The organism is Enterobacter sp. UNJFSC 003, assembly GCF_036903355.1.
GTDB lineage: Bacteria > Pseudomonadota > Gammaproteobacteria > Enterobacterales > Enterobacteriaceae > Enterobacter.
Genome location: NZ_JBAKHK010000001.1, coordinates 401,476 through 414,734 on the forward strand (window position 1 = coordinate 401,476; position 13,259 = coordinate 414,734).

At 53.9% G+C, this 13,259-nt stretch carries 11 protein-coding genes; 8 read left to right on the plus strand and 3 right to left on the minus strand.

Going from position 1 to position 13,259, the window contains the following annotated elements; translation table 11 throughout:
- The first annotated feature begins 335 nt into the window (after nt 1–335).
- From V5P19_RS01810 to V5P19_RS01820, 3 genes are read left to right on the plus strand one after another with little or no spacing between them, the layout of a single operon-like run.
- Complete coding sequence (locus V5P19_RS01810; protein WP_334399569.1) at nt 336–1,469, plus strand: polysaccharide export protein; 1,134 nt, start codon at nt 336–338, stop codon at nt 1,467–1,469.
- The gene (locus tag V5P19_RS01815) at nt 1,466–1,903 is read left to right on the plus strand and encodes a protein tyrosine phosphatase (RefSeq protein ID WP_334399571.1); all 438 of its coding nucleotides are present in this window, start codon (nt 1,466–1,468) and stop codon (nt 1,901–1,903) included. The genes V5P19_RS01810 and V5P19_RS01815 overlap by 4 nt, the downstream gene beginning before the upstream one ends.
- Nucleotides 1,904–1,913: 10 nt before the next feature.
- On the plus strand, nt 1,914–4,103 hold the full coding sequence (locus V5P19_RS01820) for a polysaccharide biosynthesis tyrosine autokinase (RefSeq protein ID WP_334399572.1): 2,190 nt from the start codon (nt 1,914–1,916) through the stop codon (nt 4,101–4,103).
- A gap of 71 nt (nt 4,104–4,174) precedes the next feature.
- Here V5P19_RS01820 and V5P19_RS01825 read toward each other — a convergent pair whose 3' ends face one another.
- Nucleotides 4,175–4,507 (minus strand): RcnB family protein, encoded by a 333-nt coding sequence (locus tag V5P19_RS01825; RefSeq protein ID WP_334399573.1) that lies wholly within the window; start codon nt 4,505–4,507, stop codon nt 4,175–4,177.
- Nucleotides 4,508–4,976: 469 nt separating this feature from the next.
- Here V5P19_RS01825 and V5P19_RS01830 point away from each other — a divergent pair, with 469 nt between their 5' ends.
- Genes V5P19_RS01830 through V5P19_RS01840 form a run of 3 tightly spaced genes read left to right on the plus strand, consistent with a single transcriptional unit; the run spans nt 4,977 to nt 8,490 of the window.
- The gene (locus tag V5P19_RS01830; protein ID WP_334399574.1) at nt 4,977–6,116 is read left to right on the plus strand and encodes a polysaccharide export protein; all 1,140 of its coding nucleotides are present in this window, start codon (nt 4,977–4,979) and stop codon (nt 6,114–6,116) included.
- The gene (locus tag V5P19_RS01835) at nt 6,116–6,565 is read left to right on the plus strand and encodes a protein tyrosine phosphatase (RefSeq protein ID WP_334399575.1); all 450 of its coding nucleotides are present in this window, start codon (nt 6,116–6,118) and stop codon (nt 6,563–6,565) included. The genes V5P19_RS01830 and V5P19_RS01835 overlap by 1 nt, the downstream gene beginning before the upstream one ends.
- Complete coding sequence (locus V5P19_RS01840) at nt 6,565–8,490, plus strand: polysaccharide biosynthesis tyrosine autokinase (protein WP_334399577.1); 1,926 nt, start codon at nt 6,565–6,567, stop codon at nt 8,488–8,490. The genes V5P19_RS01835 and V5P19_RS01840 overlap by 1 nt, the downstream gene beginning before the upstream one ends.
- Here V5P19_RS01840 and V5P19_RS01845 read toward each other — a convergent pair.
- A complete protein-coding gene (locus V5P19_RS01845) occupies nt 8,487–9,830 on the minus strand; it encodes an NCS2 family permease (RefSeq protein ID WP_334399579.1) in 1,344 nt (447 codons plus the stop codon). The two genes, V5P19_RS01840 and V5P19_RS01845, sit on opposite strands and share 4 nt — an antisense overlap.
- A 20-nt stretch (nt 9,831–9,850) precedes the next feature.
- The gene (locus V5P19_RS01850; protein WP_334399581.1) at nt 9,851–11,629 is read right to left on the minus strand and encodes an adenine deaminase C-terminal domain-containing protein; all 1,779 of its coding nucleotides are present in this window, start codon (nt 11,627–11,629) and stop codon (nt 9,851–9,853) included.
- A 122-nt stretch (nt 11,630–11,751) separates the two neighbouring features.
- Between V5P19_RS01850 and V5P19_RS01855 the strand changes: the two genes are divergently transcribed.
- The gene (locus V5P19_RS01855; RefSeq protein WP_334399582.1) at nt 11,752–12,672 is read left to right on the plus strand and encodes a LysR family transcriptional regulator; all 921 of its coding nucleotides are present in this window, start codon (nt 11,752–11,754) and stop codon (nt 12,670–12,672) included.
- Nucleotides 12,673–12,742: 70 nt separating this feature from the next.
- On the plus strand, nt 12,743–13,258 hold the full coding sequence (locus V5P19_RS01860; RefSeq protein ID WP_334399584.1) for a protein disulfide oxidoreductase: 516 nt from the start codon (nt 12,743–12,745) through the stop codon (nt 13,256–13,258).
- Nucleotide 13,259: the final 1 nt, after the last annotated feature.

A 13,259-nucleotide genomic window follows, 5' to 3' on the forward strand; every position in this document is an offset into this window, starting at 1 on the left:
GCTGATTTTACTTGCTGTATCGTCAGTAACCCGGTCATCTTCTCTTCTTCTTAGTCTGAAATCAAATGTTAACCTCTCAACCCTCCTCGATAATATTTTAAGACTATTTTAAAAATGAAATTATCTGAAAATTAACCTCAGATGTTTATTTAATTATAGGGTGTGGTATGTTTGTTTTATAATCCCAGTCAGTTTATGCCTGATGAGTAGAGCTTTGCTTTATTAATATGGCGTGGGAGCCTTATGCTCAATGTAAGCGTTATACATCTGGGTAATATTTGCAATCTCTAACCTAGAAAACCGAGAAATATCCGGTATCTGTATTTTAATGAAAAATGAAATTAATAAAAACAGCAATAATTCTTTCCGTGTTCTTTCTTACAAGCTGCCAGTTAGCTCCGGGTCAGTATTTATCGGCATCCGGTAAAAATAAAGTCCCGGTATCTGACAGCCAGTTTGATCTCAATAAGATGGTCGATATCTATCCTTTGACGCCTTCTGTTATCGAGAGCCTGCGCTCCGCCCCGATTAAATCTCAGATTAATCCTGCCCTGGATGAGCAGGCAAAACAGTGGGAATATCGCATTGGTCCAGGAGACGTTTTAATGATCACCGTCTGGGATCACCCCGAATTAACGACACCGGCGGGGCAATACCGCAGCGCCAGCGACACGGGCAACTGGGTCGATGCCGATGGCACTCTGTTTTATCCCTACGTGGGGAAAGTCAGTGTGGCGGGGAAAACGCTGGCTGAGGTGCGCGAAATGATTACCTCTCGGCTTGATAAGGTCATTGAAAGTCCTCAGGTGGATGTCAGCATTGCCGCGTTTCGTTCCCAGAAGGTTTACGTTACGGGCGAGGTCGCCAAATCAGGCCAGCAGCCGATCACGAATATTCCGCTTACCGTAATGGATGCCGTTAATGCCGCTGGTGGACTTTCAGCAGATGCGGACTGGCGTAATGTTGTATTAACGCATAATGGCAAAGATGCCCGTATTTCATTATATGCGCTGATGCAGCACGGCGACTTAACGCAAAATCATTTGCTTTGGCCGGGCGACATTCTCTTTATTCCACGAAACGATGCGCTAAAAGTTTTTGTTATGGGGGAGGTGGTTCAGCAGAGTACCCTAAAGATGGATCGCAGCGGTATGACGCTTGCGGAGGCGCTGGGAAATGCAGGTGGGCTACTTCAGAATATGGCTGATGCCAGTGGGATATTTGTTGTTCGCTCCCGGGCGCGTACCAACGATAAAGAAAAAATTGCAAGTATTTACCAGCTTGATGCACGGGATGCTTCTGCAATGGTGCTCAGCACGGAATTTCAGCTTGAACCTTACGATATCGTCTATGTCACCACGGCGCCTCTGTCGCGCTGGAACCGCGTAGTGAGCCAACTGGTGCCAACCATTACGGGTATTCACGATTTAACTGAAACCGTTCGTTATATCAAGACGTGGCCACAATGATCATTAAATCGATTTTAGTGGTATGTACCGGCAATATTTGCCGCTCTCCCATTGGAGAGCGATTACTCCAACATTATGCGCACGGCGTGAAAGTGGAATCTGCGGGTATACGTGCTATGGCAGGTTATTCTGCAGATCCTCAGTCGCAGGCAGTTAGTCTGCGGCACGGTATTTCGCTGGAGGGGCATCTCGGCCGTCAATTAACCACCTCAATGCTTCGTCAGGCCGACCTCATCCTCGCAATGGAAAGCCATCAGCTTAACCACATCTCGGCCATGGCGGCGGAAGTGAGGGGAAAAAGTATGCTCTTCGGACGGTGGCTTAGCGTCAAAGAAATACCCGATCCTTACCGAAAAAGTGAGGAAGCCTTCGAGTATGTATTTGGTCTTCTGGATGGGGCGAGCAAGGAGTGGGCCAAACGGCTCAACCGGTAAAGGACTGCGTATGTTGTCGAAAAATGATTACGTTCAGAATGATTCAAATGATGCTCAGCAAATAGATCTCGTTCGTCTGCTGCTTGAGCTTTTTGAGTACCGCATTTTTATTATCTCCGTCACGGTCTGTTTTATGATCGGCGGGGCGTTGTATGCTTACCTGGCGACGCCGGTCTACACCGCTGATGCCCTGTTGCAGATAGAGGATAAGCAACAAAACAGTTTGCTCAAATCGCTTGAACAGTTCACGCCCCGGCTAACGGCAGACTCAACGGCTGAAGTTCAGCTTCTGAAATCGCGAATGATCCTCGGGAAAACTGTTCGGGATCTTCATCTGCACTATCAAATTGAACAGGTTCAGCTGCCCGTCGTGGGTAAAATTTGGGCACGACTCAATAACGACGCTCCTGGCGTGCTGAAGCTTGCCTGGCTGCAATTCCCCGCCAATTTTATGGCTGAGCGTAGTCTGACGATCATTGCCGAGGGTAATGAGCGGTATCGTGTTGAAGGTAAGGGGATCCGTGCGAAGGGGAGAGCGGGAGCGTTGCTGCATTTCGCTGGCATATCGCTGCGCGTCAGCGAACTGAACGCGGAGCCAGGCACGCGTTTTAACGTGACGTTATTGCCTCTGCCGCGCGCCATCAACGCGTTAAGTGAACGTTTCAGCGTTAAGGATATGGGGAAAGACACGGGGATCCTGAGCCTGAATATGACGGGGGCCGACCCAGAGCTTATTACCCGGATACTTAACAATATTGCAGAAAATTATCTGCAACAAAACATCGCCCGTCAGGCGGCGCAGGACTCTCAGAGTCTGGAATTCCTGCAGGGGCAATTGCCAAAAGTTCGTTCGGACCTTGAGCGCGCCGAACAGCATCTCAATGATTATCGCAGGCAACGAGATTCGGTTGATTTAAGCCTTGAGGCGAAGTCAGTTCTTGAGCAAATCGTCAACGTGGATAATCAACTCAATGAAATCACGTTCCGCGAAGCGGAGGTGTCTCAGTATTACAAGAAAGAGCACCCAACCTATCGTGCGTTGCGGGAGAAACGCCAGACCCTGGAAGACGAACGTACCCGACTCAACAAACGGGTTTCCGGCATGCCTTCTGTGCAGCAGGAGATTTTACGTCTTAGCCGCGATGTGGATTCTGGACGTGCTATTTATCAGCAGTTATTGACTCGCCAACAGGAGCTGAATATTTCGCGTTCCAGCACGATCGGTAACGTGCGTATTATTGATACTGCACTGGCTCAGCCCGAACCGGTTAAGCCACGTAAAATACTGATTGTTATGCTCTCTACGCTCATTGGTTTTATGCTTTCAGCTGCCCTCGTGCTGGCTAGAGTGGCAATGAAAAACGGTATTGATTCACCCGACCAGCTTGAGTCTCAGGGGCTAAACGTTTATGCCACGCTCCCACGTTCCGCATGGTTGAATGAACGAACCCGGCTTTCCAGAATGAATTTATTCCGCTCTGCGGAAAGGCACAAAACAACCAACGTCCCCTTTCTGCCCGTCGATCGGCCGTTGGATAATTTTGTGGAGGCTGTGCGGGGTCTGCGCACCAGTCTGCACTTTGCGATGATGGATGCTGAAAACAATATCCTGATGTTCAGTGGCCCGACGCAAAACTGTGGTAAGACGCTGGTCAGTACAACGCTGGCTGCGCTTGTTGCCCAGGTCGGTGAACGCGTGCTGCTTATCGATGCAGATATGCGCAAGGGCTACGTGCATAACATTTTTTCTTTACCTAACAACGCCGGGTTATCCGATGTGCTTTCCGGAAAGATCGAATTTTCCCGGGCCATTCAGACCTACGATGCCGCCAATTTTGACGTCGTAACCTGCGGACTCGCACCACCTAATCCGTCCGAACTGCTGATGCACGATCGTTTTCGTCAGTTTATGGCGTGGGCAAGCGAACGCTATGACCGGGTGATCATTGATACACCGCCGATTCTGGCCGTTACTGACGCCGCTGTGATAGGGCATATCGCGGCCTCAACGCTGTTGGTCGCACGCCACAACGTGACCAGCGTAAAGGAGATGTTAGTGAGCGTTCGTCGGCTGCAAAAAAGCAAAGTGGACGTTAAAGGCGTGGTTGTTAATGATTTCGTCAATTCAGCCATCGATTATTACAGCTACGGCTATAAGGTCTACGGTTACGGCTATGAGTCTGACAACAAGACGGGCTAGAAAGGAATGCTGATCCATGCGTGCGCAGGGGAGGGCAATCGCTCTCCTGCCACGCACGCAGTAGAACTGCATTAACGGTGATAGAAGATATCGCCGTTATACGCCTTGAGGATTTTGCCATCGGCGTCGCCAATCAGGACGTAGTTTTCACCCATATAGGTCCAGTGAGCACCGGCATCCGGCGCAGGCAGATTGCGCAGCTGATACTGTTTAATGGTGTACTCGGGCGTTTGATACATCGCAGGAGCCGTGTCGCCAATTTTGAACTTTGTAAAATCGGCGATGAACTCTTGTTCTTCATAGGCTTTGATGCCAGAAGGCGCAGACGCCGTTTGCGGAGCCGCAGAGGCCGCACCCGCCAGAGACATTACAACACCCAGAAGCAGCCATTTATGCTTAGCCATTTTTTCTCCAGTTATACCGTTACTGATACTCACAGCCTGCTGTTGCGTTGACAGTATGGCAGACAGCCTATTTTAAAGACCACAGTACAGTCTGTTCGAGAAAAAATGTAACAAAAATGGACAGTTTTGTGTAGTTCAAAGCGTTAATACCATATTTATAATGAATGTAATCGCTTCCTAATATTTGCTGTCATTATTACTTTTTTAACTAATTCCTAAATTACGTCTCATATACGGCGTTGTGATCGCTATAACATGCATTTTCTCCTTAGAGCATTTAAGATTATAAATACGGGGTGATTTAATATCGCAATCGTATAAATTACCCCGCTGGTTTCTTTTTTTATCACGTTTCTCAGGATGTAAATATACCTAACTCTTTGAATAAAAGGCTTTTAATAAGGTTGGTGACCCTGTTTTTGTTACCAGTTGCGCATTTATCGCTACCATGAAAGAAACATTTTAATAAATGAAAAATACGGCAATCATTCCATTTTTAATATTTATCTTTAGCCAGTTGACCGGGTGTGTATTTTCCCCGGGCCAGCATGTTGACCTCACAGGAAAAAATATCATTACCTCGGAGCAGGAAAGTAATGATCTGAATAAAAAGGTCGATCTCTATCCTCTTACCCCTTCGCTGATTGAAAAACTGCGTCCCGCCGCTGCAAAATCTCAGTCTAATCCTAACCTGGATGCACTGGTCAAAAGTTGGGAATACCGTATCGGAACGGGGGATATTTTGACCGTTACCGTCTGGGATCATCCCGAACTGACCACACCCGCAGGGCAATACCGCAGCGCCAGCGACACGGGCAACTGGGTTAATGCGGACGGTACGCTTTTCTACCCCTATATCGGCAATATACCTGTGGCGGGGAAAACGGTCTCTGAAGTGCGTAAAGCAATCGCCGCGCGCCTGGAGAGCGTAATCGAAAGTCCGCAGGTGGATGTCAGCGTGGCCTCGTTCCGCTCGCAAAAAGCCTACGTCACGGGAGAGGTGGCAAAATCCGGCCAGCAGGCCATTACCAATATCCCCCTCACGGTGATGGATGCAGTCAACGCGGCGGGCGGCCTTTCGGCCGATGCTGACTGGCGCAACGTGGTGTTGACTCATGAAGGAAAGGATTCGCGCCTCTCCCTGTACTTGCTTATGCAGCATGGCGACCTGACGCAAAACAAACTGCTCTATCCTGGCGATATTCTTTTTGTTCCACGTAATGACGCGCTGAAAGTCTTTGTGATGGGCGAAGTCATCAAGCAGAGCACGCTGAAGATGGACAGAAGCGGAATGACCCTCGCGGAAGCGCTGAGCAATGCGGGAGGGCTGAATCAGGATATGGCCGATGCAACGGGTATCTTCGTCATTCGCTCAGTCACACAACCCGGTGATACGGGAAAAATCGCCAATATTTATCAGCTGAATGCCAGGGATGCCTCGGCGATGGTTCTGGGTACCGAATTCCAGCTTGAACCCTATGACATCGTCTATGTCACGACCGCACCGCTGTCGCGCTGGAATCGCGTCATAACGCAGCTGGTGCCGACCATCAGTGGGGTGCATGACCTGACCGAAACGGTCCGCTACCTCAGATCGTGGCCGCAATAATGTTCAATTCCATTCTCGTGGTATGCACGGGCAATATCTGCCGTTCCCCGGTAGGTGAGCGGCTTTTACGCCAGCTACTGCCCGGAAAGCAGGTCACCTCGGCCGGGATTTTTGGGCTTGAAGGGCGTCCGGCAGATGCCGTCGCGCAGGATGTGGCCTGGCGACACGGCATCTCCCTGGACGGGCACGTTGCGCGCCAGCTGACGCCGCGAATGATGCGGGGTTCCGATCTTATTCTGGTGATGGAACCTGTACATCTTGGTTATATCTCTGCGATAGCTCCTGAGCTTCGCGGCAAATCGCTGCTGTTTGGGCAATGGCTGGAGCCCCAGGATATCCCCGATCCTTACCGTAAAAGTCGTGATGCATTCGAGTATGTTTTCGGGCAGTTGGGAAACGCCAGCCAGGAATGGGCTCGTCGTCTGAGTCAAAAAGGAATAAAGCGTTAATGTCGTATTACACAACGGACAGTTACGGTGCGTCTGCACCGGAAAATCATGAAATTGATCTCGTGCGCCTCCTCAGCGAGATGCTCGATTATCGTGCAGTCATTTTATCCATCACGCTCGGTTTCACACTCGTTGCGGGGCTGTATGCCTTCTTATCCACGCCGGTGTATCGTGCGGATGCCATGATCCAGGTTGAAGGGAAACAGGATAACAGCCTGCTGAAGAACCTGAGCCAGTTCGGCAGCGAGCTGTCTCCCGATGTTGAACCAGAAATATTGCTGCTGAAATCGCGCATGATCCTGGGGGCCACCGTCGACGAACTAGGCTTGACGCTGCCGTCAGAGACCCGGCTTGAGGCAATCAACACCCTGGCGAAACAGTTCGCCGTTGTCGAATCTGCGAAGCAGAGCGGGGTGCTGACGTTGACGTTAACCGGCAACGACCCTGACAACATCGCCCACGTGCTCAACCGGATTGCTGAAAATTATCTGCAGCAAAACATTGCTCGTCAGGAAGCACAGGACGCCCGCAGCCTGACGTTTTTGCAGCAGCAGTTACCGAAAATCAGAAGCGAGCTGGATCTGGCCGAAGAGCGGCTTAACCTTTATCGCAAACAGCGCGATTCGGTCGATCTCTCCCTGGAGGCGAAGTCGGTTCTCGAACAGAGTGTGAATATCGAGAATCAACTCAACGAGCTGACCTTTCGCGAGGCGGAGATCTCACAGCTCTTTAAAAAAGAGCACCCGAACTACCGCGCACTGCGCGAAAAGCGTCAGACGCTTGAACGGCAGAAGGCGCATCTGAATAAACGTGTTTCGGCTATGCCATCGACCCAGCAGGATATCTTGCGCTTGAGCCGGGATGTGGATTCTGGACGCGCCATCTACCTGCAGTTATTAACCCGCCAGCAGGAGCTGAATATTTCGCGTTCCAGCGCCATCGGCAATGTGCGAATCATTGACAGTGCGGTAACGCAACCAGAGCCGATTAAACCGAGAAAGGTGCTGATACTGGTTCTGGGCACGGTGTTGGGGCTGATCTTTTCAGCAGGCGTGGTGCTGGTACGCGTTGCGCTCAAGCGCGGTATAAATACCGCTGAGCAGCTGGAAGCGCAGGGGCTGCAGGTGATGGCGACCTTGCCACGTTCAGCCTGGCTATGGAAGAAGACGCATCTGCGCAGGAAAAGGCCGTTTGCTACGCGCTGGAAGCATAAAATCAACGATGTGCCGTTTCTTCCCGTCGACAGGCCGACGGATATTTTCGTCGAGGCCGTGAGAGGGCTTCGCACCAGCCTGCACTTCACGCTGCAGGATGCCGCCAATCGTATTGTTATGATCTCTGGCCCGACCCAGGACTGCGGCAAAACGCTGATCGGAACGTCCCTGGCGGCGGTGGCCGCGCAGGCAGGGCTGCGGGTGATGTTCATTGATGCCGATATGCGTGAGGGGTATGTCCACAACGTATTCGGCCTGAAAAACCATACCGGGCTTTCCTCCGTGCTGGAGGGGAAGCGTACCTGTCAGGACGTTATTCAGCCTTATGAGAAAGGGAATGTCGATGTACTGACCTGCGGGCCGGTGCCGGAGCGTCCGTCAGAACTGCTGATGAGCGAACGCTTTCGGGATGTAATGACGTGGGCAAATGAACATTACGATCTTGTTATTATTGATACACCGCCCGTTCTTGCTGTTACCGATGCGTCAGTGGCCGCCCGTGTAGCGGCAACCACGGTGCTGGTTGCTCGCTTCGGTAAAACCAGCCTAAAAGAGATGGAAAACAGCATAAAACGACTCCAGCAAACGGGCGTGAAGGTGAGCGGTGTCGTGCTGAACGATGTGGTAAGAAGCGTTGCACAGTATTACCGGTCGGGGTACAGCCATGATGAATATGGCACTACCCCGACGCGGACACGCTCAAAAGGTTAATGCTTCACCAGCGTGGCAAAGTAATACACCAGCGGAATGGCGAGGATCCAAAGCCCCACAGGGATTTCTCGCCATTTTCCGGCAATCGTTTTAATGACAACATAGAACAACAATCCCCCCGCAATACCTGTTCCAAAGCTGTTGGCAATCAGCGTAATCATCACCATCATCAGCACCGGCAGCCCGTCGGTGAAGTTCGCGAGATCGACTTTGCGCAAGCCGCTGAACATGTTCAGCCCGATGAGGATAAGGGCTGGTGCCGTGGCTTCTTTCGGGATCATCAGCGCAACGGGCGTAAACAGCAGCATCAGCAGGAACATGACGGCGGCAGCCAGCGCGGTCATGCCCGTTTTACCGCCTGCCTCAGCGGCAGCTGATGACTCGATAAGCGCCGTGGCGGCAGGAATACCAACCCATGGGCCAATGGCGGCCGCGATGGAGTCCACCATAAACGGGCGGTTGATATGTGGCATATTGCCTTCGTCATCCAGCAACCCCGCCTCGCCGCCGACCGCCAGCGTTGTTCCCATGGTGGAGAAAAACTCCGAGGCAAAGAAAACAAACAGGAACGGCAGGAAGGCAATATTCAGCGCGCCGAGCATGTCGATATGGCCAAACACCGGCGTCAGTGAGTGGGGCATATCAATGAAGCTGGCGGGTAATTTTGTTACGCCCAGCGGGATGCCGACGAGGGTCGCGAACAGGATTGCCCATAAGATCGCCCCCGGAATACGCCGCGCCTGCAGGGCAATGGCCAGGAACAAACCGGCTAAGGCTACCAGCGCTGCGGGCGACAGAAAATCGCCCAGCATCAGCGCGTTGGTTTTGGCGTTAGCCAGCACCAGCCCGGCGTTGCGAAAGCCCAGTACGGCAACGAACAGTCCAATAGACGCCGTCAACCCCAGCTTGATGGATTGCGGCACCGAGCGGGTGACCACTTCACGCAGGCCAAAGCGGGTCAGCAGGAAGAACAAAATACCTGACCAGCAGGCGATCCCCAGACCGATTTGCCAGCCAATGCCTTCACTGCCTGCGAGCGTTACCCCCACCAGCACCGAGCCTCCAATGCCAGGCCCGACGATAAACGGCAGGTTGGCATAGAAGGCCATCAGCAGCGTACCGGCGACAAACACCAGAATGGTGCCGGTTGTTGCGGCACCTTTATCCATCCCACCCACGGCCAGCAGCCCTGGGATCACCACCAGCAAATAGGCGGCAGCGAGAAACCCGGTGATACCTGCCAGGCACTCGGTGCGCACGGTGCTGCCGCGAGCATGTAACGCAAAACGACGTTCAATCCAGCTCCCTGGTGCTGGCGAATTTACGGTGTTGTCGGCCATTATCCGGCTCTCCTTCGATATTATTGTGTTGTGTCCGGGGTTTCCCGGTAAGAGATCAGCGGATCGACAATCTGGCGCGTGCTGCCATCGGTCAGTCCCAGATCGGTCAAATGCGGCCCGGCGTTGCAGGCAAGACAGGTGCCTTCGATCGCTTTAAAGACCCGATACGGCGGCTCCCAGTCGGCAATCAGGCTGCTGCGCTCGCGCAGCGCTTTGAACTGGTGGGCCAGCTCAGCAGGCGGCAGCGCTGACAGCATGCCCGCAATCGGCATCGCCACGTGGGCAACTACCTCGCCACCTTGAACCAGCGCCATCCCGCCGCCACTCTGAATTAACGTGTTTGCGGCCAGCGCCATCTCGTCGGGATCGCGGCCCAGGACCACCAGATTGTGGGAGTCGTGGGAGTAGCTGGTGGCAATCGCGCCGCGCAGTTCTCCCCAGCCTTCCAGAAGCGCCATTTGCGGTGTTGCCGCGTGGCGCGCATGGCGATGCTGAACCCAGATCAGGCTGAAGCCGTCCGGGATCTGCACCTGTCCGTTACGCACCTGGGCATCAACCTCGCCCCAGCGGGTAAAGCGTGCGCCGCTGATATGGCGAAGGCGAGCAACGCCTTGGCCCGCGTTTGCGATCCGCATGTGGAAATCACTGGCGGTCAGCGCGGACAGCCGCACGGTATCACGCGGCAGCGCTAGCGGCGTATCGACAATGGGTTCAATCATTGCCCCGTCGCGAGCAAGCAGTTTTCCTGCAACGTACACCTGGCGTGCCTTTAACGTCTCCAGCGAGTCGAACACCACCAGATCCGCACGACGACCGGCGGCAATCAGCCCCACATCGTTACGCTGCAGGCGGAGAGAGGCATTTAGCGTGGCAAAGCGCAGCGCGTCCGTTGCCGGTAAGCCATGTTCAATGAGCAGGTTCAGCAGCGCGATAATACCGCCTTTCTCCATTAGCATGTCGGGCGGAACATCATCGGTACAAACCGTGATCTGTGACGAGAGATGCGGCAGGGTTTTCAGGGCGTTGACGATATCCGGCAGCAGATAAGGGTGGGAGCCCCGGATCTCCAGCGTCAGTCCGGCGCGCAGTTTTTCAAGCGCGTCGTCCGCGGAGGTCAGTTCGTGGTCAGAGGTTACGCCCGCCGCCAAATACGCCTGTAAATCGGCACCGCTAAGACCCCGCGCGTGGCCTTCAATCAGCTTGCCGCTGTCCAGCCCGGCCTGGAGGATCTCCAGCATTCGCTGGCTGCCGTTAAGCACCCCATGCATATCCATCACTTCCGCTACGCCGCGCACTTCCGGCCAGCCCAGCAGGGTGTTCATCTCTTTGCCGGCAAAATCAGCGCCCGACATTTCCAGGCCCGGCGTAGACGGCACGCTGGAGGGGGCGGCAACCATCACCTGCAGCGGTAGGTCGCGGCTGGCCTCGATCGCGAAACGCACGCCGTCAATGCCCAACACGTTCGCCAGCTCATGCGGATCCCAGAAAACGGCAGTGGTTCCCTGAGCCAGGACAATCTCCGCATAGCGTGCGGGCAGCAGGTGCGAGCTTTCGAGGTGAACGTGCGTGTCCATGAGTCCCGGAGAGAGGAACTGGTTGTTCAGATCGTGGATTTCGCGCGCGTCGTCACGGCAGCCGCGCGGATGGACGCTGGCGATAAGGGAGCCGACGATGCCGACGTCCGCTTCACGGATCTCACCGGTGACCATATCAACAATGCGGGTGTGGGTGAGCAGCAGGTCAAAAGGCGTTTCGCCTCGCGCAGCCTGGACGGCGCGGCGTCGAGTTTCGGCAGTCATGCAATTAACAGTTCCAGCATCAAATTATTGACGCTACTCTATGCACGCGGCAAACGTTTGCCCAGCTGATAAAATTTATCACCCGATAACCCGGGCTTATTCTGTGACGCGTGTAAGAGATAATGATGATGGAACCCTGGCAGCGCTTGCCCGCGCTTTCTCTTCGACAGCTACAGTATTTTGTTACTCTGGCGCAGCTGCGCCATTTTACCGATACCGCCAGCAGGCTGGCGATTAGCCAGCCCGCGCTTAGCAGCGCGTTGCGGCAAATCGAGACGGTACTCGGCGGCAAGCTGGTGAACCGGACCGCCTCAGCCGTAACGCTGACAGAACTTGGCAATGCTATCCTCCCGCACGCGCAGCGGGTGCTCAGCGTGGCTCAGCTCGCGTTCAACGATATGCAGCAAATCGTACAGGCGGGCGGAGACGGGACGGTGCGTATTGGTCTCATCCCTTCCGTGAGCTCGCTGTTGTTTCCCATATTGCCCCAAACCCTCGCGCAGGCTTTTCCGCGCCTCAGCGTGGAGTTTCACGATCAAACTAACGATGCGCTGGTGGCACAGCTGCTGAAGGGGCAGATTGATTTTGGTATTGGTGCGCTCGATAACGCCGTTCCGGAACGACTGAATGTTGTCCCACTGCAGGAGGATCCGTTTGTGGCGGTGATCCACTGCGACGACCCGCTTGCCGCATCGGCACATCTCCCCTGGAAGCAGCTGGTCGGCAGGGATATCGCCGTATTTTCAAAAGGCAATATCCAGCGTCTGGTGAGCGCGCTCGCCGAAAGCCATCGGCTGTCTTTGCAGACGCGCTATCAGGTGGATTACATTGAAACGCTGTACGGTCTGGTACGTTCGAAACTGGCCGTTGCAATACTGCCGCAGCTCTACACCACTCATCTTCAGGATCCGCAGCTTAAGGTTGTTCATCTTCAACAACCGGCGCTGGCGCGAACCGTGGCGCTGATGCGTGCCCCGCAGGCACTTCCCCCGCTGATTGAATCCTGTTTTACGCTGATGATGGAAACCTTGCGCACCCGCTGATGCGACACTTCTTTACAGCATCGCGGCGTGTAGGTCGCTAAGATGATCCGTTCTCATTCACGAGGTCATAATGGATAACCGCAAATTCAGTAAGCTGCGCCGCTGGGCGCGGGAAGGGATCATTTACGTTCTGCTGGCATTGGCCGTGATGTGGGGCGTGGATTATTTCCGTCAACCGACATTACCCGCCAGCTTCAGCGCAACGCCAGTGCAGGGCATTGACGGCAAGACGTACGATATCGCTGCGCTCAGCCAGGATCGGCCGCTGCTGATTTACGTCTGGGCAACCTGGTGCAGCATCTGCCGCTACACCACGCCTTCGGTCGATAAGCTGGCACACAAGGGTGGCAACGTGGTGAGCATTGCGATGCGCTCGGGCGATGATGCAAAACTGGCGCGCTGGGTGGATAAGAAACAGCTCATAATGCCGGTGATTAACGATGCGAACGGCGCGCTGTCGCAGGAATGGCAGGTGAGCGTCACGCCGACGCTGGTGATTGTGTCGAAAGCCGAGGTTGTCAGCACCACGACGGGCTGGACGAGCTACTGGGGAATGAAACTGCGGATGTGGTGGGCAGGGGTGTAAA